We start from the raw sequence: 22,657 nt of genomic DNA, 5'->3' as shown, positions 1-22,657 counted from the left end.
AAGGATGGCGACGTCGCGGGCGCTCGGCGGGGCCGGAGATAAGGAAAGGGCGGCCCGAAGGCCGCCCCGTGTCGCGCGAAGCCGAGCTCTCAGCGGCGGTAATACACCTTGCCGGCGCCGCCGGCGCCGTAGCCGCCCGGGCGGTAGAAGCCACGGCTGCCGCCATAGTAGCCGGCACGGTAGAAGCCACGGCCTCCGCCGTAATATCCGTCGCCACGGTAGAAGCCGGGGCGCCCGCCCCAATAGGCGCGGCGATAGCCGTAGCGCGGCCCCCAATAGGCCCGCCGATAGCCCCAGCCGCCGTAATAGGCCGGATAGTAGGCGGGGTAGGAGTAATAGGAGTAGGGGTAGCCGTAGCCGTACCCGTAATAGGCCGGGTAGTAGCCGCCGTAATACGGAGAGCCGTAATACGGGTAGGCGTTCGCCGCCGCGGCCGCCCCGATGATGCCGAGCGCCGCGCCGGCGACGAAGGGGCCCGCGCCCCAGCCGCGGCGATAGCCGCCGCGCCACCGGACCTCGTCGGTCTGCGGCGCCGCGGCAAGGGTGTTCGGGCTCGTCACGGGCAGCGGCGCGGCTTGCGCGCTGCCCGATGCGGACACGGCAAGCGTCGCCGCGAAGGCGCCTGCCGTAAGAACCTTAGCAAGGCCACTGATCTGCATGATGTTTCTCCCTGCCCCTTGTGCCCAGAACGTGGCCGGGCGCAGAGCCGTTCCGGCGACGGTATGCGGCCGGCGGGAGGAAGCGGTGCGGCGTTTTCGCCGCCGGCGTCATCCCTTGGTGACGAGTGCCCGGCGCCGGCTGTGACGCGGCATGGCGGCGGGCTTCGGCCTGACGGACTGGTAGGTGAAGAACGGGCCGCCCCGATAGTAGGTGCGGGTCCCCATGCCGGGCAGGCCGTCGCTCTGGACCGAGGCCGCGCGGACGTCGTCCTCCGGCGTGAAATAGGCGGCCGGTCCGCCGAGATACGGCGAATAGCCATAGAACGGCGGATGGCCGTCGGCGGCCGCCGGCCCGGCCAGAGCCGCCCCGACCGCAACCGCCCCCGCCGCCATGATAACGAGCCGCATCGACATGCCTTCTTCAGCCGGCCCGAGGGCCGGCCCCTGGAGATGATGCCGCAAGGCTACCCGAGCGCGGCCGTTGCGGCAACGCGGCCCGGACCGGCGGGTCAGAAGATCGCCTGCCCGATCAGCAGCGCCACGACCACGACGAGGATCGCGAGCACGAGGAACAGCCCGAAAAGGAGCCGCGCGATGCGGCCCGCCCCGGCCGCGATGCCCGTGAAGCCGAGCGCACCGGCAACGAGCGATATGATGAAGAAGATGAGCGCCCAGCGCAGCATGGAACCGTTCCTTCCGGTCTTGCACGAGCCGCACGGGACCCGCGGCGCCGGAAAGAACGCGGAACGGCCCGGCTATTTCCCGATCGCGGCGAAGAATTCGCGCCGTGTTGCCGGATTGTCCCGGAAGGCCCCCAGCATCCGGCTCGTCACCATGCTGACGCCGCGCTTGTGGACCCCGCGGGTCGTCATGCATTCGTGGCTCGATTCGACCACCACGGCGACGCCGCGCGGCTGCAGCACCTCTTGGAGCGTGTCGGCGATCTCGGCGGTCAGCCGCTCCTGGATCTGGAGCCGGCGCGCATAGGCATCCACGAGCCGGGCGAGCTTGGAGATCCCGACCACGCGGTTGCGCGGCAGGTAGCCGATATGCACCTCGCCGATGATCGGCGCCATGTGGTGCTCGCAATGGGACTCGAACGGGATGCTCTTCAGCACCACGATCTCATCGTAGCCGCCGACCTCCTCGAAGGTGCGGCGGAGATACCCGGCCGGGTCCTGCCCGTAGCCGGAGAACCAGTCCGAGAAGGCCCGCACCACGCGCGCCGGCGTCTCGGCCAGACCCTCCCGGCCCGGATCGTCGCCGGCCCAGCGGATCAGCGTCCGGACCGCCTCCTCCGCCTCCGCCCGGCTCGGGCGGCCGGCGGGGGGATCGCCCGCCATCTCGGTCACATCTGCCATTCTGCCCTCATAGGACTGGGATCACAGCCCGGGGGGCTCGCCTCCTCCATCGGTCGGAAGAAGGCAAGGGAGCCCCGCGGTCGCGGCGGCGCTGCCTGCGCCGGCGCCGCACGATGCCGGGAAGGTGTCGCGCCAGGGATGCGCGTGCCGGCGCGGATCGGGCCGGACGCCCGCCTCCGTCAGGATGCGGCACGGGCGCGCGGGAACTCCGCCTCGAGGCGGTCGACGATCGGGCCGACGCCGAACCGGATCGGATCGGTCGCGGGCAGGTCGTGCTCGGCCGCGACCTTGGCCAGGTAGGTCTTCGCCTCGTCCTCCGCGAGCGCCTGCGTGTTCACCGCGATGCCGACCGGCCTGATGGCCGGGTTCGTGAGCCGGCCGCAGCGGACCGTGAGGTCGATCACCTCGGCGATGGTCGGCAGCGGATGCCTGACCCCGCGCATGTTCGTGCGGGTCGGCTCGTGGCAGACCACGAAGGCGTCGGGCTGCGCGCCGTGCAGCAGCCCCAGCGTCACGCCCGCAAAGGAGGGATGGAAGAGCGAGCCCTGGCCCTCGACGAGGTCCCAGTGATCCGGAGCCGCATCGGGCGAGATCCACTCGACCGCGCCCGAGATGAAGTCGGCCACCACCGCGTCGATCGCGACGCCGCGGCCGGAGATGAAGACGCCCGTCTGGCCGGTCGCCTTGAACTCGGCATCGAGGCCGCGCGCCGTCATCTCGCGCTCGAGCGCGAGGGCGGTGTACTTCTTGCCGACCGAGCAGTCGGTCCCGACCGTGAGGAGGCGCAGGCCGGTGCGCTTGACGCCCTTCCCGGTGGCGAAGCGCTGGTCGGACTGGCGGACGTCGAAAAGCTGCCGGCCGTGTTCCGCCGCGGCCGCGGCGATGCGGGGATCGGAGCCCAGGCGGATATGCAGCCCGCTCGCGACGTCCATCCCGCATTCGAGCGCCTTGAGGATCGACGGCACCCAAGCCTCGTTCAGCACGCCGCCGGCATTCACGATGCCGACGATCATGGTCTTGGCGCCCTGGGCGGCGGCCTCCTCGACCGTGATGTCCGGAAGGCCGAGATCCGCCTTGCAGCCGGGCAGGCGGAGCTGGCCGAGGCACCAGTCCCGGCGCCAATCGACGATGCCGTAGGCCGTCTTGGCGGCGAGCGTGTCCGGCACGTCGCCGAGGAACATGAGATAGGGACGGGAGATCTGCATCAGGGCCCTCGGTATACGCGGTCGGCGAGGCGGACGGATGTCTCTAATCCGCTTCTCGCCGGCAGGCAGCACGAATCGTGCAAGCCTGCCCCGCGGGGCGCCGCCTCTAGCGGCTGACGGGACGTCCCGCCGCGCCGTCGGCGGTCGCGATCTCCCCTGCCCTGTCGTCGCGGAGCAGGTGATAGAAGATGATCGCCCCGAAGGTCGCGGTCCCGATGCCGCCGAGCGTGAAGGAGCCGATCCTGATCGTGAGATCGCCCGCGCCGAGCACGACCGCGACGCCCACCGTGAGGAGGTTGCGGGCCCGGGAGAAGTCGACCCCGTTCTCCACCCAGATCCGGCCGGCCGTCGCCGTGATCAGGCCGAAGACCACGATGGAAAGCCCGCCGATCACCGGGCCGGGGATCGTCAGGATCAGGGCGCCGAATTTCGGCGAGAGCCCGAGAAGAAGCGCGACGATCGCGGCGGCCACGAAGACCAGCGTCGAATAGATCCGCGTCACCGCCATCACGCCCATGTTCTCGGCATAGGTCGTCACGCCCGTCCCGCCGCCATAGCCGGAGATCATGGTCGCGACGCCGTCGCCGATGAAGGCGCGGCCGAGATAGGGATCGAGGCTGCGGCCGGTCATGGCGCCGATCGCCTTCACGTGGCCGAGGTTCTCGGCCACGAGCACCACCGCGACGGGCGCGATGAGCCACATCGCATTCGCCTCGAAGACGGGCGCCACGAAGCGCGGCATGCCGAACCAGGCGGCCTGCGCGACGCCCGAGAAGTCGATCGGCTTGGCGAGCCCGAGCCCGTTCGCGAGCACCAGGTGCAGGAGATAGGCGATCGCCCCGCCGATGAGGATCGGCAGGCGCCGCGCCATCCCGGGCGCGTAGACCGCGACCGCTCCCACGGCGACCACCGTCGCGAGCCCGATCCAGATGTCCGTCTGGGAGCCGGAGACGCCCTTGACGGCGATGGGCGCGAGGTTGAGCCCGATCGCGGCGACGATCGCGCCGGTCACGGCCGGCGGCATCACCCGCTCGATCCAGCCCGGCCCCGCGGCCGCGACGACGATGCCGATCGCCGTGTAGACGACGCCGGCCGCGATGATCCCCCCGAGCGCGACGGGGATGTTGGGATTCGGTCCGGAGCCGGCATAGCCGGTGGCCGCGATCACGACCGCGATGAAGGCGAAGCTCGAGCCGAGATAGCTCGGCACGCGCCCGCCCGTGACGACGAAGAAGATCAGGGTCGCGACGCCGGAGAAGAAGATCGCGAGGTTCGGGTCGAAGCCCATGAGAATGGGCGCGAGGGCCGTCGCGCCGAACATGGCGACGACATGCTGGATGCCGAGGACGACAGTCTGGCCGAGCGGCAGGCGCTCGTCCGGCATCACCGCGCCGGTCTGCCGGGCCGGAACCCAGCGGGGAAAGAAGCCCTCGCTCACCGATCCACCTCGTCAGTTGGCCATGAGAACCGGGATGGCCGCATGGGCCAGGATGTGCGCGGTCGCGCCGCCGAAGATCATCTGGCGCAGCCGGCTCTGCGTGTAGGCGCCCTTGACCAGGAGATCGGCGCCGAGCGCCTGCGCGCGGGCCAGGATCGTCTCGCCGTCGTTGCGATGCTCGCGCGCCGCCATCACCGTCTCGACATCCAGGCCGCACCGTCGGAGCGCGGATGCAAGCTGCTCGCCGGACGGGCCCGGGACGGACCAGCCCTCCACCATCAGCACGATGATGCGCTTCGCCTCGCGCAGGAAGGGTGCAGCGAAGGCGACGGTGCGGGCCGTCTCCGTCGAGCCGTTCCAGGCGATCACGACCGTCTCGCCGAGCGAGGTCGGCGGGGTCGGCGGGGCGATGAGAAGGGGCCGGCCGCTCTCGAACAGCACGGCCTCGAGGCTCGCCATCGAGGGTTGCGCCTTGCCGGAGACGGGACGGCCGAGCACCACGAGGTCGAAGATCCGCGCATGGCTCGCCAGAAACATGTCGCCCGCCGGCGCCTTGGCGTGCCAGCCATAGCCCGGCTCGGGCGAGCCGAGCGGCGATTCCGGCAGGCCGATCTCCTTCATGAAGCTTTCGAAGAGCTGGAAGGCCGCGCGGCGGGTTTCCTCGTCGGCCTTCTCGTCCACGTGCCAGGCCAGCCCGCTCACCATGTCGATCGGGACGTAATCGGGCACGGCCGGACGGAGCGCGAAACCTTCGACATAGCCGCGGAAGCGCCGCTGCACGAGGGCAGCGGTCTGCAGCACCGAGGCCATCACCTCGTGCGTCTCCGTCGGGACGAGGATGTTCTTCATGGGTAGTTCCCTCTGACTTTCTTGCCCGCTGAAGTGCGCGCATGGTGCCCGAGCGAGTGGCGCAGAGAAAGGGTGTAGGGTCCAACGCGCTGGGGATCGGCCGCGCGCCTCGGCGTGGTTAGCGCTGCCTTAAATCTTCCGCGCGAATCTGCGGCGGTCGATTCCAGTTGAGTGAGTACGAGTCATGCGTTCCCAGAGTGCCGCGCCCAGCAACGTCGTGCGCTTTCCCGGCCCCCGGGCGGCCCGCTCCGACAACCGCGACCAGAAGGGCCTTCTCGATACCGTCTATACCAACGGCTCCTTCGTGATCGCGGCCGAGGATCGCGAGACCAAGATGATCGCGTCGCGGCTGCAGATCTTCGGCTTCCTGAACATCGCGGAGATCCGGATGGACGGCTCGGTCCGCTCGCTCCGGCCGTCGGAGGCCGCGAACACGTCGCTCGCGCGGCCCTGGCGCCTCTCGCGCCCCTCCTTCGACGAGCTTCCCCCGATCGCAGGCTGATCAGGCAGGATGGCCCCGCAGCCACGCCACCACCTCGGCGGCGCTGCGGTCGGGCGGGAAGACGGGGTAGAAGACCTGCGTGATCCGGCCGCCGTCGATGACGAAGGCCATGCGCCTGAGGAGCGTCATGCCCCCGAACTCGAAGGTCGGCAGGTCCATCGCACGCGTGAAGGCGAGGTCCTCGTCCGAGAGAAGCGGGAACGGCAGGTGGAGCCGCTCGGCGGCCTCGCGCTGATACGACGTGTCCTGCGTCGAGAGGCCGAAGACGTGGTCGACGCCGAGCCCCTTCAGCTCGTCGTGATGGTCCCGGAAGGAACAGGATTGCGGAGTGCAGCCGCGGGCACCCGGGATCGCGTCCCATTCCGGGGCCGGGTTCTTCCCCGGCTCTCCGGTCCGCGGATAGAGGTAGACGACCGCCCGGCCGGGAAGCCGCGCGAGCGACACGAAGGCTCCGTCCGTCGCCCGGAGCGCGACGTCCGGCAATCTCGCGCCGCGCAGATGGTCCGCCGCGCCGTCGTCGACAGGTACGGGCAGGCCGTCCGGCAGCGTGTCGGGCCCCGCCATCAGCCCTTCTCCCGCATCAGCCGGCCGCGCTCGCGCTCCCAATCGCGCTTCTTCTCGGCCTCGCGCTTGTCGTGGAGCTTCTTGCCTCGGCCGAGGCCGAGCTCGAGCTTCGCCCGGCCCTGTTCGTTGAAATAGAGCTTGAGCGGCACGAGCGTGTAGCCTTCGCGCTGCGTCGCCCCGATGAACTTGTTGATCTGCCGCCGGTTCAGCAGAAGGCGCCGCGGCCGGCGCGGCTCGTGGTTGAAGCGGTTGGCCTGCAGGTATTCCGGGATGTTGGCGTTGAAGAGGAAGATCTCGTTCCCCGAAGGGCCCGCATAGGATTCGCCGATCGAGGCCTTGTTGGCGCGCAGCGACTTCACCTCGGTCCCGACGAGCGAGATGCCCGCCTCCACCGTATCCTCGATCTCGTAATGATGCCGCGCCGCGCGGTTGTCGGCGACGATGCGGCGCGCCTTCGGTTCCTTCGCCATGGGGTCAGGCGTTCAGGAGGCCCGCATGGACCATCGCGGCTCGGATCGCCGCCTTGGCGGGCGGCGTCACCGGAGTCATCGGCAGGCGAATCTCCTCCGTGCCGCGGCCGAGCAGCGCGAGCCCGCACTTCGCCCCGGCGAGACCCGGCTCCATGAAGATGGCATCGTGCAGCGGCACGAGACGGTCCTGGACCTTGAGCGCCCTCGCGTAATCTCCGCCGAGCGAGCTCTCCTGCAACTCGGCGCAGAGCGCCGGAGCAACGTTGGAGACGACGGAAATGCAGCCGTGGCCGCCGGCCGCGTTATAGGCCAGCGCCGTCATATCCTCGCCAGAAAGCTGGATGAAATCGGGTCCGAGCGCATGCCGTTGCTGGGAGACGCGTGCGAGGTTTGCGGTCGCATCCTTCACGCCGGCGATGTTGGGCAGCTCGTAGAGGCGCTTCATCGTGGCGACGGACATGTCGATCACGGAGCGGGGCGGGATGTTGTAGATGATGATCGGGATGCCGACCGCGTCGTTCACCGCCTTGAAGTGCTGGAAGAGCCCTTCTTGAGTGGGCTTGTTGTAATAGGGCGTGACGACGAGCACGGCATCGGCGCCGGCACGCTCGGCATGGCGCGCGAAATCGACCGCCTCGACCGTGCTGTTCGAGCCTGCGCCCGCGATGACGGGCACGCGCCCCTTGGCCTGGTCGATGCAGATCTCCACCACGCGCTTGTGCTCGTCATGCGTGAGCGTCGGACTCTCGCCCGTGGTGCCGACCGGGACGAGACCCTTGGTGCCGCTCTCGATCTGCCACTCGATCAGGCTGCGATAGCCCTCCTCGTCGACGGCGCCGTTCCGGAAGGGCGTCACCAGGGCCGTCATCGAGCCTCTGAACCGCGTCGCCGTCATCCCGCTTCCTTCCGTGAGGTCCGTCGCCTTCTCCCGGGCAACCCGGCGCGAGGAGACATAGTTGCGCCGCGAAGCCCGCGCAAACGGGACCTTCGGATCCCCCCTGGCCTGCCGCAAGCCTTCGTCAACCATATCGACGCTCAATGATACGCATGAGAGCTTCGCCGCAGGGCCGAACGACCGTGCCGGGACTGGCCTTGGCCGCGCCCGGCGCGCTTGCGGCTTCCCTCTGGCTCGGCGGCGTCACCGGCCTGGAGGCGCAGAAGGGCAAGGCGCCGGCGGAGATGCCGCCGCCCCGGCCCGTGGTCGCGCTCGCCGATACAGCCGTCCCCGCTTCCGTTACGGGCTCGGCCGTGACCGGCCCGGCCGCGACCGGCAGCCTGCCCGTTCCTGTGCCGGCCGCACGGCCGGATTCCGTCGGCGCGGCCCCGCCTGTGATGCCCGACGGCTCCGCCCCGGAGATCTCGGCAGTGCGCGATGCGATCGGCGCCTATCGCAAGGGCGACCTCGCGGCCGGCGACCGCATCCGGGCGCGGCTCGAGGGCGGCATCGGCACTCTGCTCGACTGGGCGGCGATCCGCTTCGGCGGAGCGGCCGTCGATTTCGACCGGCTCGCGGCCTTCCTGAAGCAGAACCCGGACTGGCCGGGAACCACCTGGGCGCGGCGCCGCGCCGAGGACCTCCTGATCGCGGAGCGCCGCCCGCCCGAATTCGTGCGCGCCTTCTTCTCCCGCGAGCGGCCGCAAAGCGCGGCCGGCAAGGTCGCGCTCGCCCAGGCCTTCATGGCGGACGGCCTGAAGGAGGATGCGGCCGCGCTCGTGCGGGAGGCCTGGCGCAACGACAATTTCGGGCGCGAGCTCGAAAGCCGGATCCTGAACGACTTCTCCGAGTTGCTCACGACGGCCGACCACCGCTTCCGCATGGAGCGCCTCCTGTTCAAGGAGAGCTATGAGGCGGCCAAGCGCGCCGCCGACTACGCCGGCAAGGGCTTCGACACGCTGGTCAAGGCCCGGGCGGCGGTCGCGGCCAAGGCGGGGAACGCGGGCAAGCTGCTCGATGCCGTGCCGCCGGCACTGCGCGCGGACACGTCCTACATCTTCTCCCGCGTGCAGTTCCTGCGGCGGGCCGACAAGGCGCCGGAGGCCGCCCGGCTGCTCGCCGAGGTGAGCCGCGATCCCGACATCCTGGTGGACGGCGACGAGTGGTGGACGGAGCGTCGGCTGGTCGCCCGCAAGCTCCTCGATTCCGGCGACGCGAAGGCGGCCTACGAGGTCGCGAGCCTGCACGGCGCGGAGGCGAGCGAGAAGCGGATCGAGGCGGAGTTCCATTCCGGCTGGATCGCGCTGCGGTTCCTGAACGATCCGCGCGCCGCCGCGCGGCATTTCTCCCGGGCGGGTGCCATCGCCGCGACCCCGATCTCGGTGGCCCGCGCCGCCTATTGGCGGGGCCGGGCCGCGGAGGCGGCCGGCGACGCGACGCTCGCGCGCGAGTTCTACGCCAAGGCGGCCGAGCAGGGCATCACCTATTACGGCCAGCTCGCGAGCGGGAAGCTCGGCCTGTCGCAGGTCGCGCTCAAGCCCGGGCTCGACCCGCAGAGCGAGGAGCGCGTCCGGGCCGCGAAGTCGCCCGCCGCCGAGGCGGTCGCGACCCTCTACGCGGCGGGGCTCCGCGACGTCGCCGTGCCGCTGATCGTGGACATCGCCCGGCGCTCGCCCAACGTCGCCGAGATCGATGCCGTCGGCGACCTCGCGCTCGCCCATCGGGACGCCCGCGCCCTCCTCGTCCTCGGCAAGGCGGCGACGCAGCGCGGCCTGCCGCTCGACGAGCATGCCTTCCCGACGATCGGCATCCCGTCCTTCGAGCCGGTGGGCGACCGGGTCGAGCCGGCGATGGTGCACGCGATCGCCCGGCAGGAGAGCATGTTCGAGCCCGCCGCGCAGTCGCCGGTCGGGGCGCGCGGCCTGATGCAGCTCATGCCGGCGACCGCCAAAGCGACCGCCCGCAAGGTCGGCCTGGAATTCGACCTCACCCGGCTGGTGGACGCCACCTACAACGCCCAGCTCGGCGCAGCCCATCTCGGCGAGCTGATGGAGTACTGGAAGGGCTCCTACATCCTGACCTTCGCATCCTACAATGCCGGCCCGGGCAATGTGAGGAAATGGATCGAGGCCTATGGCGACCCGCGCCGGCCCGAGGTCGATGCGATCGACTGGGTGGAGCGCATCCCCTTCTCGGAGACGCGCAACTATGTCCAGCGCGTGATGGAGAACCTGCAGGTCTATCGCCGGAGGCTGGGCTCGCAGAGCGCGCTGCTGATGGAAAGCGACCTGAAGCGCGGGGCGGGTGCGCCTTGATGGCCGGCTAGGCGCCCGCTAGCCTCGCCGCGGAGGCGGGGCGATGACGAAGCGGTCCTTTCGCGATGTCTGGACGAGGTCGTCCGACGGCCTGCGGCTGCATGCGCGCAGCTATGGCGACGACCGCGCGACCGCGCTGCCCGTCGTCTGCCTGCCCGGGCTCGCCCGCCATGCGGGCGACTTCCACGATCTCGCGATGGCGCTCACCGATCCCGAGGAAGAGCCGCCCCGGCATGTCGTCGCGATCGACTATCGCGGGCGCGGGCAGTCGGACCACGACCGCGATCCCGACAATTACGCCGTCCCGGTGGAGACCGCCGATCTCCTCGCCGTCCTGGCCGAGCTCGAGATCCCGCGCGCGATCTTCGTCGGCACCTCGCGCGGCGGGATCATCACGATGGGGCTTGCGGCCGCCAGGCCGGAGATGGTCGCCGGCGCGGTGCTCGTCGATATCGGGCCGGTGATCGAGCGCGCCGGCCTCCTGCGCATCAAGGGCTATGTCGGGAAGCTCGGCCAGCCGCGCGACCTGGACGAGGCTGCCGGAATGCTCGAGGGCCTCTTCGGCGGACAATTCCCCAATCTGCGCGACCGCGACTGGCAGACCTGGGCGCGCAGCACCTGGGAGGAGAAGGCGGGCCGCCTCGTCCTGACCTACGACCCGGCGCTTGCGCGCACGCTCGAGCCGATCGGCCCGCAGAGCGAGATCCCGGACCTATGGGCCGCTTTCGACGGGCTGAGGAAGGCGCCGGTTCTGGTGATCAGGGGCGCGCTGTCCGACCTTCTCTCGGAAGACACCGTGCGGGAGATGAGGGCCCGCCACCCCGATCTCGACCTCGTCACCGTTCCCGACCAGGGCCACACGCCGCTGCTCAGGGGAGACGACATCATCGGGGCGATCCGCCGTTTCGTGGAGCATGCCGAGGCGAGGGCCGCGGCCCGGGCCTGATTCAGGCTGCGGGATCGGCCCCGCGCCGCCGCCGGAACGAGCCTGCGAGCGCCCCGAGGACGCAGCCCGCCAGATAGGCGAATGTCACCGCGAGCGCGATCTCCAGCCACAAGCCCGGCCTGCCGGGAACACGGCCCGTCGCCGCGAGCGCCGCCGCGCCCGCGAGCCCGAGAACGGCGAGAATGAGCCCGAGCCGGCCCCAGAACCCGGCCGGCCTCTCCCGCCAGCCCACCAGCCCGAAAGGGAGCCCGAGGATGGCGGCCGCCGCGAGGGCCGGCCACAGCGGCAGCAGGACCGCGCGAAGCGCCTCGATCATGGCTGCACCTCGAAGCCGATCCGCTCGGAAGCCTGGCCCGCCTCGGCCGCTTTCGCGGCGTCGATCCGGGCCGCGGCCTTGATGCCGCGCTCGCCAAGGGCGGCGACCACCTCGCCAGCGCGCCTTTCGGCGAGAGCGCGGGCGGGCTCGGGATCTCCCGCGCCGTCGACCGCGCTCACCACGACGAGGCGGGCGGTTCCGCAGCGGCGCATGACGTCGGCGATACGGGCGACCGCCTTGCGGGCCGCCGGGGCGAGTTCCGCCTTCCCCGGCTCGAACCGGACAGGCTCCGCCCGCACCGAATCGGCGACGAGATCGCCGCAGAAATCCGGGTCGAGCGGCCGGTGCGGCGCGGCGCCGACCTCCGCCTCGCCTGTCCAGCCTGCCGGAAGGCTGCGGCCGAACTCGCCCTCGATGCGCCGTGCGAGTTCCGGATAGAGCGTGCGGCCTGCGAGCCGCAGCTTGCGGTCCTCGATGACCGCCTCGCCTTCCGCGAGGCTCGACAACCGTTCCAGACCCAGCCGGGCCGCGGCGAGGAGCCCCTCCGGCGCGCCCTCCGCGAGGTGCAGGTCGTCCTGCACGGAATCGACGGGAAAGCGGCGCTGCACGAGCTCGCGCAGCGCGGCGCGCTCCGCCTCGTCGGCGACGAAGCCTGCAAGCCGCAGGCGCCCCTCTGCCCGGCGGGCGGTCAGCCGATAGGGACGCGGAACGACCGGCTGAAGCTCGATGCGCCCGAGCTCGACGCCCGGCAGCCTGGCGGTCCGGAGCTCGGCCCCGAGCGAATCGAGGAGATCGCGCGCGGCGAGCCGTCCCTCGAGGGTCAGCGCCCGCCCGTTCAGCTCGGCCCGGCCGGATTCGAGCTGCCCGACGGTCGCGAGGACGCGTTTGGCCACCGCCTCGAAATCGAGGCCCGCTTCGACTCCGCGCGCGGTATCCATGCGATCCTCGAGAGCTGCATCCGGCGCGCTGGCGCGCCCGAACTCCAGAAGCGTCCGCCGCACCGCCTCGGACGGCACGAACCCGGCAAGGAGGATCCGTCCGCCCTCCCGCGTCGCAGACCAGCGATAGGGGCGGACGAGCGGCGGCAGAATGTCGAAAGCGGCGGCCCTGAAGCCGGACGGCAGCGCCTTCGCGGCCGCCGAGACCTCGCGATAACCGGCCGAGTTGCGCGCCGCACCGACAAGGCTGAGATCGCGGTCGGTCAGCGAGCCCGAGCCGCTGTCGAGCCTGGCCGCGGCACGGACGAGGAGCCGCGCCGCCTCCTCGAAGCCGGGGGGCGCTCCGAGTGCCGAGCGCAGCTCGTCACGGACGGAGGCGCCACCGCGCCGCGCCTCGTCCAGCAGTTCGGCCCGCAGCGGCCCTGGGGGCACGAAGCCGGAGAGAACCAGCGCCTGGCGCTCGTGCGCGACGGTGAAGGTGAATGGCCGCACCGAAGCGGGCGGCAGGATGCGCAGGACCGGCCCGCGCAGCCCTGCGATGCGCTCGGGCAGCCGCTGTGCTTGCGCGAGCGCATCGTCTCCGAGCGGCGCGTCGGTCGTCACGGTGAGATCGCGCCCTTCGACCTCAACGCGCGCCCCGGAGCCGGTCAGCGCGCCGCCGCCGTCCGGGGCGGCCTCCACCTGAACTCGCGCGCGCAGATCGGCTTCGATCTCGGGCGCGATGCGCCAGACCGCTCCCGCCCAGATCGCGGCGGCGAGAGGCAAACCGAGGAGCCAGACATCCGGGCGGAATCGCGACATCGGGGCCAGGTGCAGTCCCTCTGGTCCGGATCAGGGAGTCTGCAGCGGCTGGCCGGCGCGGAACACGCGCTTGCGGGTCCCGAGCGCCATCCCGACAGCGCCGTAGCGGTCCCGGATCTGCTCCAGAAAAACGCGCATCTGCGGCTCCTGCCAGGCGAGCGGCCGGCTGGGGTCGAGAATCGCCGCAACGCCCTTCGGCCCGCCGGCCTCGTCCTCGGCCTCGACCAGCACGACGCGCGAGCGGTCCGGCCGCATCGCATCCGTGCCGACGCCGCGCAGCCAGAGGCAGTTGAAGACCCGGCACGAATGGGGGCGCGTCTCGTAGATCTCGCAGGAGGTGTGGTTGCGGACATGCCGGCACCACACGTTGTTGGGCTTCTCGATCTCCCGGACCGACATCGTCTTGCAGCACAGGGTGCAGGAGCCGCATTCGCGCCCCCGCGGCTGCGCCGCGTGGAGCGCATCACCCGCATCGGGACCCGCAGCCGGCGAATCGGCGTCGAACGTCATCTCGTTCCGGTCGTGAAGGAAGAGGCCGGAACCTGCTTGCCGCCCGATTGCGGCGCTTCTGGGTTTCGTGCCCGCGCCGCCTCCCAGAAACGACGAAGCCCCGGCCTTTCGGCCGGGGCTCGCAATCTCCGCTGTTGCGGGGATCAGAAGTCGCGCTGCACGCGCAGGCGGGCCATGATGTTGTCGTCGAACGACGTCCCACGACCGGTGCCGCCGATGCCGACGCCGCTCACCGCAGCCGTGCCACCGCGGTTCGCGTCCGCGACGGTACGGGGCAGCCAGATGCGCTGGTAGATCACCTCGACACCGATATCGAGATCACGGACCGGCGACCAGATCAGGTTACCGCCACCGTAGAAGATATCGTAGCTCGAGAGGACCGAGCTGTTCGGGTTGACGGCCAGGCTGGTCGCTGCAGGCGCGCCCGCAGCCGTGAAGGTGGTCGTGATTCCGGCCGGGCCGCCGGCAATCGTCCGGAGCCGCGGGTCATAGTTGACCTGGCCGTAGGTGCCGAACACCGCCGAACGCCACTCGGGAGTCCAGTAGTGGAGCAGCGCGGCCATCACCGACCAGGACTCCGTTAGGTTCAGACGGCCCTGGTTGTCGATGACGGCGTCGACCTGATTGACCGTGAACCGGTTGGTGATGCCCGAAGCGTTGAGCTCCTGGCCCGGCGGGTTGAAGACACCGGTGTACGACCCGGCGCCCTGCGCATACGCGCCCTGCAGCCAGATCTGGTCGCCCGGCGCCAGCATCGGCAGGTTCACCTTCACGCCGCCGCCGACCGCGAAGCCGTAGGCCGCATCGGGGATCGGAGCCGCGCCCGCAACGCCAGCACCGCCGACGATCGGAGAGAACGCACCGCCCGTATAGGCGCCGGTCCGGATCTCGTGAACCGCAGCCATGGCCTGCGCCGAACCCCAGGCGCCGTCGTAACGCAGCGCGCCGACGAAGTCCGGGAGATAGCCACGCTGACCGACGTCGAGGGCGATCGCCGAGGTCGGGATCGTCGTGCCGGGGATGAAGGCGTTTCCGACGAAGGCCAGCGGAATCGCGCCGGAGACGAAGTTCACGCCGCCCTGCGCCTGCGGCGCATTGCCGGCGGTAAGGCCGACCGGGCCGGTCGAAGCCTGCGAGAAGATCGGGTTACGACGGTAGACCGGATCTTCCATCGAGATCGTGGCCGAGAAGCCGCCACCGAACGTCGCCGTATAGGCGAGGAGGTTGGTGTTGGCGTTCGAGTAGATGCCCGCGCCGAAGAACTCGACGTCGCCCGCGTAGAAGTCGAAGAACGACTGGGCGCGACCGGCCGTGATGCCGGCGAACTGGACGAACGCCTTGTCGATGTCGACGTACTTCTGACCCTCGCGGGTCGTGTCGGGACCGAAGCCCGGGAACGCGTTGAAGTAGCGCTCCTGGGTGCCCGACTTCAGGTAGCCGCCGGTCCGGGAGGCGATCTCGAAGCGGACGAAGGCGCGCAGCGTGCCGTAGGGGGTCGAGGTGCGGGCGTCGATGTTCAGACGGCCGAGACCGCGATAGCCGGACACGCTCGAGTTACGGGTGTTCTGCTGGGTGTACTGATACTCGAAGCGGGCGCGACCGCCGACCCGAAGGCAGGTGTCGGTACCCGGAATGTAGAAGAAGCCTGCGCCGTGCGCCGTGCAGACCCGAACGTACTCAACCGGCGCAGCCTTCCTCATGGGAAGGTCAGCCGCCTGTGCCCCGGCAACCGCGCAGAGACCTGCTGCAGACCCGAGGAGAAGGCTCTTAACGAGCTTCATTCTGCTCTCCAAAGTTAGATCCTCGGGGTTTGGCCGCTTGCCTCGGCCCCGAGGGGGCCTTGAACTCGCTTCCCGCATCCCCAGTGGCCCGACCCCCATCGCGGTAGCCCGCATCAAGCTTGGTCAGGTCGCGTTGGGAGGTGCCCCCCCGCCGCACAATCACCATGATCGAGGCGGCCCGAGCGTTCAACCAATCTGAGCGCTTCCAAACTGCACGGAGCGGGCTTTGAAAAGCTATGTTGCACAATCGCAACGAATTGGCGGGCGCCGATCGCTCGGAATCGCGCCAAACCGTCCTAAAACTTAAGGAAAAATGACTGGTCGAGACCCGGAGCAAGGTTTCCGGAAGGTTTCAGCCGAGTGTGACCTCGATCAGGAACGGCCCGCGGCGGCTCAGCCCGGCGCGGAACGCGGCCAGGAACGAATCCAGATCCTCCACGCGTCGCGCCTCGACGCCGAAGCCCCGCGCCAGGCTCACCCAGTCGATCGGCGGCTGGTCGAGGGTGAGCATGTCCAGCGCCTTCCGGCCGGGATTCGCTCCGACATTGGCAAGCTCGGCTTTCAGGATCGCGTAGGAGCGATTCGCCCAGATCAGGGTGAGGACGTCGAGGTTCTCGCGCGCCTGCGTCCAGAGAGCCTGTGCGGTGTAGAGTCCGCTCCCGTCGGCCTGGATGTTGATCACCTTGCGGTCCGGACAGGCGATCGCGGCGCCCGTCGCCATCGGGATGCCGAGGCCGATGGAGCCGCCCGAGAGCTGCAGCCAGTCGTGCGGGGCGGCGAAGCGGCTGGCGGGAAAGAAATTGCGCCCGGTCGTGATCGACTCGTCGCAGACGATCGCGCCTTCGGGCATCAGCGCGCCGAGCGCCAGCCCGACCGTGTCGGCGTTGAGCGGGCCCGTCGGGGCTTCCGGCTTGGCTCCGCTCGGAACTGGCGCGGCCTTCGGAGCCCCGACGAGATCGGCCAGGCGCTCCAGCGCGTCCGTCTGGTCCATGGATGGATCGGCGAGCACCTGCACGGCGCAGTCCCGCGGCTGCAGCTCGCTCGGCTTCCCCGGATAGGCGAAGAAGGCGACGGGCGGCGTCGTCCCGACGACGATCAGGTGCCTCGTGCCGGCGAGCCGGTCGACCGCGGCGTCCACCGGGTAGGGCAGCCTGTCGATGGGGTGGCGCCCGGCCCCGCGCTCGATCCGGGCGTTCGCAACCTGCGCCATCAGCCGCGCTCCGGTCGCAGCGGCGATCCGCGCCGCGAGGTCGAGCCCCTCCCGCCGCAGGGTGCGGTCGCCGAGGAACAGCACGGCCGGCTCGCCGGAGCGCAGCGCGTCCGCGGCGGCCCGGATCGCCGCCTCGTCGGCCTTCGCCCGCTCCGGCAGGGCCGGGACGGCGGCCACCTCGCCGCCCTCCCCCCAGGCGGTATCGGCCGGGAGGATCAGGGTCGCGACGCCGCCCGGGGCGGCGCGGGCGGCCGCGATGGCAGCCGCGCCCTCCTGCGCAACAGCGCGGGAATCCTCGCAGGTCCTCACCCAGGCCGAGACGGGACGCGCGATCGACTCGATGTCGGAGGTCAGCGGCGCGTCGTAGCGCCGATGGTATGTCGCGTGCTCGCCGACGATGTTGACGACCGGCGAGCGGGCGCGGCGGGCGTTGTGCAGGTTGGCGAGGCCGTTGCCGAGCCCCGGGCCGAGATGGAGGAGCGTCGAGGCCGGCTTGTCGGCCATGCGGGCATAGCCGTCGGCGGCGCCCGTCGCACCGCCCTCGAAGAGGAAGAGCACGCAGCGCATGCCCTCGACCCGGTCGAGCGCCGCCACGAAATGCATCTCGGAGGTGCCGGGATTGGTGAATGACACATCCACCCCGCCCGCAACCAGCGTGCGGACGAGGCTCTCGGCACCGTTCATCGACATCCGTTCCATCCCGAAGCTGTCCCGCAGGGTTCCTGACCGGCGGGAGGGCGCATGTCCACCCGGGCCGGCGCAGCTGGGGTTCGCGCTTGGCAGGCGCCGGGCTTTGCGATCATCTAGGGCGAGAGCGCCGCGCCGGAGAACCGGGCAGACGGCGCCACGGAGGACACGCGCATGAGAGGCACCGCCATCCTGGCCGCCATCGGCCTTGCGATCGCCGGGCCGGCGGCGGCGCAGATCTCGGACGATGCCGTCCGGATCGGCATCCTGACGGATCTGTCCGGGCCCTATGCGGATTCGGGCGGCAAGGGCTCGGTCGTCGCGGCCGAGATGGCGGTCAAGGATTTCGGCGGTACGGTCAGGGGCAAGAAGATCGAGATCGTCTCGGCCGACCACCAGAACAAGCCGGATATCGCCTCCACCATCGCACGCCGCTGGTTCGACACGGAGCGGGTCGACGCCGTACTCGACCTGCCGGTCACGGCCATCGCGCTCGCCGTGCAGCAGGTCGCCAAGGAGAAGAGCCGCACCGTCATGATCACGGCGGCGGCCACGTCGGACCTCACCGCGAAGACCTGCTCCTCCGTCAGCACGCATTGGACGGACGACACCAACGCGCTCACGGCCGGCACCGCCCGGGCCGTCTTCGAGCGCGGCGGCAAGAACTGGTACTTCATCACGGTCGACCACGCATTCGGGCACGCGCTGCAGAAGCAGGCGAGCGACGTCGTGACCGCGCTCGGCGGCAAGGTGGTGGGCACCTCGCGCTTCCCGATCAACAACGCCGACTACTCGTCCTTCCTCCTGCAGGCGCAGTCCTCCGGGGCGGACGTGGTCGGCTTCGCGGCCGTCGGGGACGACTTCACGAAGGCGATCAAGCAGGCGAACGAGTTCGGCCTGATGACGGGCAAGCAGACGATGACGGGCTTCCTGGTCTACGTCACGGACATCCACGCGCTCGGGCTGCCGGTGGCGCAGAACCTGACCTTCTCCGAAGCCTTCTACTGGGACCAGAACGAGGCCACGCGCGCCTTCGCGAACAGGTTCCGGGAGGCGGTCGGCATCATGCCGACCAAGAACCACGCGCTCATCTACACGGCGACGCTTCATTATCTGAAAGCCATCGACAAGGCCGGGACCGACGAAGCGGTCGCCGCCAACAAGGCGATGCGCGATCTTCCCGTCGCCTTCTTCGGCGCGCAGACGCGGATCCGGGCGGACGGCCGCCACCTCTACGATCCCGTTCTCTACCGGGTGAAGACGCCGGCCCAGTCGAAGGGCCCCTGGGACTACTACGAGGCGATGCGCACGATCCCGGCCGCGGAGGCCTTCCTGCCGATGAACCCGGCCTGCGCGAATTCGAGCCCGGGCTAGATGCCATCGTCATGGCCGGGCCTGGCCCGGCCATCCACGAGCGAGCACGTGATGGGAAGCTCCGGTTTGCACGAGATCGTTCCCCGTGTGGATGACCGGGCGAGGCCCGCCCATGACGGCAAAGAACTCGCCCGCTCCTTCGACCTGGAGCACCTGCCGCCCGGCTTCCACGAGGACCCGTACCCCGTCTACGCGGCGCTGCGGGATCACGACCCGATCCACCGCCTCTCGGGCGGGCGGCTCTTCGTGACGCGCTATGCGGATGTCGAGCGGATCTACAAGGACCCGAAGACGTTCTCGTCCGACAAGGTCGTCGAGTTCGGGCAGAAGTTCGGCCCCTCGCCGCTCTTCGAGCACCACACCACCAGCCTCGTCTTCAACGACCCGCCGCTGCACACGCGCGTGCGCCGGATCATCGCCGGCGCGCTCACGCCGCGCGCCGTGATGGCCATGGAGCCGGGCGTGGTGACCCTGGTCGACAGGCTGCTCGACGCCATGGAGGCGCGCGAGACCGTCGACCTCGTCGAGGACTTCGCCGCGGCGATCCCCGTGGAGGTGATCGGCAACCTGCTCGGCGTCCCGCATGACGAGCGCGGCCCGCTCCGCGGCTGGTCGCTCGCGATCCTCGGCGCGCTCGAGCCCGGCTCGGATCCCGCCCGGCTGGATCCCGGCAACCGGGCCGTCGTCGAGTTCCTCGCCTATCTCGAGCGGCTGGTCGCCGACCGGCGCCGGCACCCCGGAGATCCGGAGAAGGACATCCTCACCCGGCTCATCGCCGGCGAGGCCGACGGCGAGCGTCTCTCGGAGAGGGAGCTCCTGCAGAACTGCATCTTCATCCTGAATGCCGGGCACGAGACGACCACGAACCTGATCGGCAACGGCCTTCAGCTCCTGATCGAGCACCCGGGCGAGCGCGCCCGGCTCCTCGCGAACCCGGACCTGATCCGCACCGCGGTGGAGGAGATGCTGCGCTACGAGAGCTCGAACCAGCTCGGCAACCGCGCCACGACCTGCGAGGTCGAGCTCGGCGGCGAGAGCTTCCCGGCCGGCACCCAGATCACGATCTGCATCGGGGCAGCCAACCGCGACCCCGGGCAGTTCCCGGAACCCGACCGGTTCGACGTCGCCCGCCAGCCGAACCGCCACCTCGCCTTCGCGAGCGGCATCCACCAATGCGTCGGCATGGCGGTGGCGCGGCTCGAGGGCCGGGTCGCGATCCAGCGCTTTCTCGGGCGGTTCCCGGATTACGCGCCGGCGGGCGCACCGGTCCGCTCGCAGCGCGTGCGCTTCAGGGGCTTCGCCAGCCTTCCCGTGCGCCTCCGCGGCTGAGCCGGCCGCCTCTCACCCCGCCCGCGCCACTTCGGCCGCGTGGAGGCCGGTGAGCCTGCGGTAGAGCGCCGGATCGGTCGCGCCCTCCGTATTGACCAGGAAGACGCGCGAGCCCGGCCCGAGACCGATCTCCTTGCGCCATGACGGCTCGGCCGCCGCCCGCATGAGGCCGGCGAGCCCGGCGCAGCCGCTCTCCCCCGCGACGATCGCGGGATCGCCGGCAACCGGCCGCGCGAGGCGCCTCATGGCCCGCACGGCGTCCTCGTCCTCCACCGTCATGAAGGCGTCGGCCGCGCGCGACAGCACCCGCCAGGCGAGCGGCGACGGCTCGTAGCATTCCAGCATCGCCATGACGGTCGGCTCGCGGCGGGACACCCCGACCGGGTGCCCGGCTCTCGCCGTCTCGAAGATGCAGGCGGCCCGCGCCGGCTCCACGACGGTGAGCGCCGGGCGGCCCTCCCCCAGGAGGAGCGCGAAATGGCCGGCGAGCGACGCCGCGACGCCGCCGACGCCAGCCTGGATGAAGACGTGGGTCGGCGGCTCCGGCATCTGCCGCAGCGCCTCGCGGACGATCGCCGTATAGCCCTGCATCACCAAGCCGGGGACGCGCTCGTAGCCCTCCCAGGACGTATCCGAGACGACGATCCAGCCCTTCTCGGCGCAGACCCGCGCGGCTTCCGCGACCGAGTCGTCGTAGGTTCCCGGCACCCGGACCGTCCGGGCGCCGTATCGGGCGATGGCGGATACGCGCTCGTCGCTCACGCCGCCATGGACGAAGATCGCGGATGCGGCACCGACGAGTCGGGCGCCCCAGGCCACCGACCGGCCGTGATTGCCGTCCGTCGCGCACCCGAAGGTCAGGCCGGCGACGACCGCGCGCACCTCCGGCCGGTCCAGATCCTCGAGCGGCACGTCGCGGCCGAGCGCGCGGCCGGCTTCCTCCAGCGCGAGGCGCGCGACGGCATAGGCGCCGCCCAGCGCCTTGAAGCTGCCGAGCCCGAGACGCTGCCCCTCGTCCTTGACGAGGATGTCGGCGACGCCGAGCTCGCGCGCCAGCCCCGGAAGCGGGACGAGCGGGGTCGGGCCATGTTCCGGGTGCCGCGCGAGAAAGCGCCCGACGGCATCCGCGCCGGCGACGGAGAGCATGTCCGCGTCGCGCGGATCGAGCGGCGCGCCGTATTCCGCGTGCAGGTTCCGGATCAGCATGGCCGGGACGCTCCGCCCTGCCCGGCTCAGTGCAGGAGCGGCGGCGCCTCCGGCGCCCAGCGCCCCTCCGGGTCCGGCGGGGTCGACATGCGCAGGTTGATGAACTCGGCGAGCGGACCCACCTCCGCCTCGAGCTCCCGGCGCGTGAGGCCGGCCGCCTCGGCCTCCGCGAGACATTGTCCGGCCTTCACCTCGGCGAGCGCCCTGTCCCCGATGGCCGGATATTCCTCCGGGTTGATGTTGCGCTCGACCCAACGGATCAGGAATTCGGCTCCTCGCTCGCTCATCGGCGTCTCCCGCGCTGTCCGGGCTACAATGACGCGGCGGGCGGGCGAGCGCGACAGGAATCGGAGGATCCCCGGATCCTGTGATCCCGGCGGAGATGAGGAGGCCTCAGCCCGGCGGCCGGCCCCGTCGCTCTCCTCGCTCGGGCGGTTGGCCGGCGGCAGGCCCTTGCGGTCGAGCCAGCCGCCATCCGTCCCGCGCCCTTCCTCGACGAGGCAGCCCTGGAATTGCCGAGAGCCGCCGAAACGGCTCTCTGGGTCACGCCCAGGCGCCCGCCTCCGGCTAACGGATGCCCGGGCCCGGCGCCCAGGATTGGCCGCGGGCCTCGCCGCGCGTGCCGGCTTCCTCGTGCAGGGTGCGGTACGAGCCCGCCCCGAGGAGGTGGCGCGGCTGCCCGCCGGCGGGCGCCGCGACGCCGCGCTTGGCGAGCCAGGCCTGCATCTCGGCGATCTCCCGCTGCTGCTCCACGATCACGGCCTCGGCGAGCTGGCGCGTCCAGGGATCCCTGGCGTGCCGCATCGCCACCCGGGCCATGTCGATCGCGCCCTGGTGGTGGGGGATCATGTGGACGCGGAAATCGATGTCCGGGTCTCCCGTGAAGGGCAGTTCCATGCCGCGCATCATCTTCGCGTGCGCCTCCCTGAATTCGCGGGTCGAAGCCGTCTCGGCGGGAGCGGCGGCCTTCGGCTTCGCATGCGATGCGTCGGCGCGGCTGGTCTTGGCCCCCGCCTTGGCGCCATCGCCCTTGGTGCCGCCGCCATGCTTGCCGCCGGCATGGGCCGCATGGCCGCCGTGGCTTGCCTGTCCCACCTGCTCGCCATGATGGGCGTGGCCGCCATGGCCGCCGTGCTGCGCGGAGGCGGAGCTCGCGACCGCAAGCCCGAGGGCGGCCGCCAGGAGGGTAACGATCTTCATGCCTGTCCTTCCAGGCCGGCTTCGAAGCCGGGATGGCGGGACCCTGCCCCTTCCCACCGCCG

23 protein-coding genes are annotated in these 22,657 nt (G+C 70.9%); 5 read left to right on the top strand and 18 right to left on the bottom strand.

The genetic code is table 11. The features are described 5' to 3' along the window. Window positions 1-89: 89 nt before the first annotated feature. The 7 genes from HJG44_RS22880 to HJG44_RS22850 form a co-directional block, all read right to left on the bottom strand. Window positions 90-659, bottom strand: a complete 570-nt coding sequence (locus HJG44_RS22880) for a hypothetical protein (RefSeq protein WP_246736434.1) — start codon at window positions 657-659, stop codon at window positions 90-92. 108 nt (window positions 660-767) lie between these two features. Further along, window positions 768-1,067, bottom strand: a complete 300-nt coding sequence (locus HJG44_RS22875; RefSeq protein WP_171220705.1) for a hypothetical protein — start codon at window positions 1,065-1,067, stop codon at window positions 768-770. A gap of 101 nt (window positions 1,068-1,168) precedes the next feature. After that, a complete protein-coding gene (locus tag HJG44_RS22870; RefSeq protein WP_171220704.1) occupies window positions 1,169-1,342 on the bottom strand; it encodes a DUF1328 domain-containing protein in 174 nt (57 codons plus the stop codon). 72 nt (window positions 1,343-1,414) lie between these two features. Next, window positions 1,415-2,020 (bottom strand): GTP cyclohydrolase I FolE, encoded by a 606-nt coding sequence (gene folE / locus HJG44_RS22865; RefSeq protein WP_246736433.1) that lies wholly within the window; start codon window positions 2,018-2,020, stop codon window positions 1,415-1,417. Between the two features lie 179 nt (window positions 2,021-2,199). Then, window positions 2,200-3,225 (bottom strand): N-acetyltransferase DgcN, encoded by a 1,026-nt coding sequence (dgcN, locus tag HJG44_RS22860; RefSeq protein WP_171220703.1) that lies wholly within the window; start codon window positions 3,223-3,225, stop codon window positions 2,200-2,202. Window positions 3,226-3,331: 106 nt separating this feature from the next. Beyond that, a complete protein-coding gene (locus HJG44_RS22855; protein ID WP_171220756.1) occupies window positions 3,332-4,609 on the bottom strand; it encodes a solute carrier family 23 protein in 1,278 nt (425 codons plus the stop codon). Between the two features lie 66 nt (window positions 4,610-4,675). Continuing rightward, a complete protein-coding gene (locus tag HJG44_RS22850; RefSeq protein ID WP_171220702.1) occupies window positions 4,676-5,512 on the bottom strand; it encodes a universal stress protein in 837 nt (278 codons plus the stop codon). Window positions 5,513-5,696: 184 nt separating this feature from the next. Here HJG44_RS22850 and HJG44_RS22845 point away from each other — a divergent pair, with 184 nt between their 5' ends. Further along, window positions 5,697-6,014 carry a hypothetical protein gene (locus tag HJG44_RS22845; RefSeq protein WP_171220701.1) on the top strand — a complete coding sequence of 106 codons (318 nt, stop codon included), beginning with the start codon at window positions 5,697-5,699 and terminating at the stop codon, window positions 6,012-6,014. Here HJG44_RS22845 and HJG44_RS22840 read toward each other — a convergent pair whose 3' ends face one another. From HJG44_RS22840 to dapA, 3 genes are read right to left on the bottom strand one after another with little or no spacing between them, the layout of a single operon-like run. Next, window positions 6,015-6,578, bottom strand: coding sequence for a peroxiredoxin (locus HJG44_RS22840; RefSeq protein WP_171220700.1), 564 nt, complete (start codon window positions 6,576-6,578; stop codon window positions 6,015-6,017). Then, window positions 6,578-7,048, bottom strand: coding sequence for an SsrA-binding protein SmpB (gene smpB / locus HJG44_RS22835; RefSeq protein ID WP_171220699.1), 471 nt, complete (start codon window positions 7,046-7,048; stop codon window positions 6,578-6,580). Before smpB ends, HJG44_RS22840 begins: the two co-directional genes overlap by 1 nt. Before the next feature lie 4 nt (window positions 7,049-7,052). Beyond that, on the bottom strand, window positions 7,053-7,943 hold the full coding sequence (dapA, locus tag HJG44_RS22830) for a 4-hydroxy-tetrahydrodipicolinate synthase (protein WP_171220698.1): 891 nt from the start codon (window positions 7,941-7,943) through the stop codon (window positions 7,053-7,055). Window positions 7,944-8,095: 152 nt separating this feature from the next. Here dapA and HJG44_RS24125 point away from each other — a divergent pair, with 152 nt between their 5' ends. Both HJG44_RS24125 and HJG44_RS22820 read left to right on the top strand, forming a co-directional pair. Next, window positions 8,096-10,297, top strand: coding sequence for a lytic transglycosylase domain-containing protein (locus HJG44_RS24125; RefSeq protein ID WP_281411565.1), 2,202 nt, complete (start codon window positions 8,096-8,098; stop codon window positions 10,295-10,297). A gap of 43 nt (window positions 10,298-10,340) precedes the next feature. Continuing rightward, window positions 10,341-11,243 carry an alpha/beta fold hydrolase gene (locus HJG44_RS22820; RefSeq protein WP_171220696.1) on the top strand — a complete coding sequence of 301 codons (903 nt, stop codon included), beginning with the start codon at window positions 10,341-10,343 and terminating at the stop codon, window positions 11,241-11,243. Window position 11,244: 1 nt separating this feature from the next. On the opposite strand, the gene HJG44_RS22815 is transcribed toward HJG44_RS22820, so the two are convergent. The 5 genes from HJG44_RS22815 to HJG44_RS22795 all read right to left on the bottom strand — a co-directional run bounded on the left by HJG44_RS22815 (window position 11,245) and on the right by HJG44_RS22795 (window position 17,483). Continuing rightward, window positions 11,245-11,559 (bottom strand): hypothetical protein, encoded by a 315-nt coding sequence (locus HJG44_RS22815; RefSeq protein ID WP_171220695.1) that lies wholly within the window; start codon window positions 11,557-11,559, stop codon window positions 11,245-11,247. Continuing rightward, window positions 11,556-13,298, bottom strand: a complete 1,743-nt coding sequence (locus HJG44_RS22810) for an OmpA family protein (protein ID WP_171220694.1) — start codon at window positions 13,296-13,298, stop codon at window positions 11,556-11,558. Before HJG44_RS22810 ends, HJG44_RS22815 begins: the two co-directional genes overlap by 4 nt. Before the next feature lie 30 nt (window positions 13,299-13,328). Next, window positions 13,329-13,808, bottom strand: coding sequence for a hypothetical protein (locus HJG44_RS22805; protein ID WP_171220693.1), 480 nt, complete (start codon window positions 13,806-13,808; stop codon window positions 13,329-13,331). A gap of 143 nt (window positions 13,809-13,951) precedes the next feature. Next, the gene (locus HJG44_RS22800) at window positions 13,952-15,508 is read right to left on the bottom strand and encodes a porin (RefSeq protein ID WP_246736432.1); all 1,557 of its coding nucleotides are present in this window, start codon (window positions 15,506-15,508) and stop codon (window positions 13,952-13,954) included. Window positions 15,509-15,941: 433 nt separating this feature from the next. Continuing rightward, window positions 15,942-17,483: an acetolactate synthase large subunit gene (locus HJG44_RS22795; RefSeq protein WP_210261308.1), complete on the bottom strand. Its 1,542-nt coding sequence runs from the start codon at window positions 17,481-17,483 to the stop codon at window positions 15,942-15,944. Window positions 17,484-17,660: 177 nt separating this feature from the next. Between HJG44_RS22795 and HJG44_RS22790 the strand changes: the two genes are divergently transcribed. Further along, complete coding sequence (locus HJG44_RS22790; RefSeq protein WP_171220691.1) at window positions 17,661-18,860, top strand: ABC transporter substrate-binding protein; 1,200 nt, start codon at window positions 17,661-17,663, stop codon at window positions 18,858-18,860. A gap of 51 nt (window positions 18,861-18,911) precedes the next feature. Next, on the top strand, window positions 18,912-20,189 hold the full coding sequence (locus HJG44_RS22785; RefSeq protein WP_171220690.1) for a cytochrome P450: 1,278 nt from the start codon (window positions 18,912-18,914) through the stop codon (window positions 20,187-20,189). Between the two features lie 12 nt (window positions 20,190-20,201). On the opposite strand, the gene HJG44_RS22780 is transcribed toward HJG44_RS22785, so the two are convergent. The 3 genes from HJG44_RS22780 to copM form a co-directional block, all read right to left on the bottom strand. After that, complete coding sequence (locus HJG44_RS22780) at window positions 20,202-21,395, bottom strand: diaminopropionate ammonia-lyase (protein ID WP_171220689.1); 1,194 nt, start codon at window positions 21,393-21,395, stop codon at window positions 20,202-20,204. A gap of 26 nt (window positions 21,396-21,421) precedes the next feature. Then, a complete protein-coding gene (locus tag HJG44_RS22775; RefSeq protein ID WP_171220688.1) occupies window positions 21,422-21,682 on the bottom strand; it encodes a DUF768 domain-containing protein in 261 nt (86 codons plus the stop codon). A 280-nt stretch (window positions 21,683-21,962) separates the two neighbouring features. After that, a complete protein-coding gene (gene copM, locus HJG44_RS22770) occupies window positions 21,963-22,595 on the bottom strand; it encodes a CopM family metallochaperone (RefSeq protein ID WP_171220687.1) in 633 nt (210 codons plus the stop codon). Window positions 22,596-22,657: the final 62 nt, after the last annotated feature.

The organism is Enterovirga aerilata (assembly GCF_013044135.1).
GTDB classification, from domain to species: domain Bacteria; phylum Pseudomonadota; class Alphaproteobacteria; order Rhizobiales; family Beijerinckiaceae; genus Enterovirga; species Enterovirga aerilata.
The sequence above is the reverse complement of the archived record's forward strand: the minus strand, read 5'-3'. Positions and strand labels throughout refer to the sequence as shown.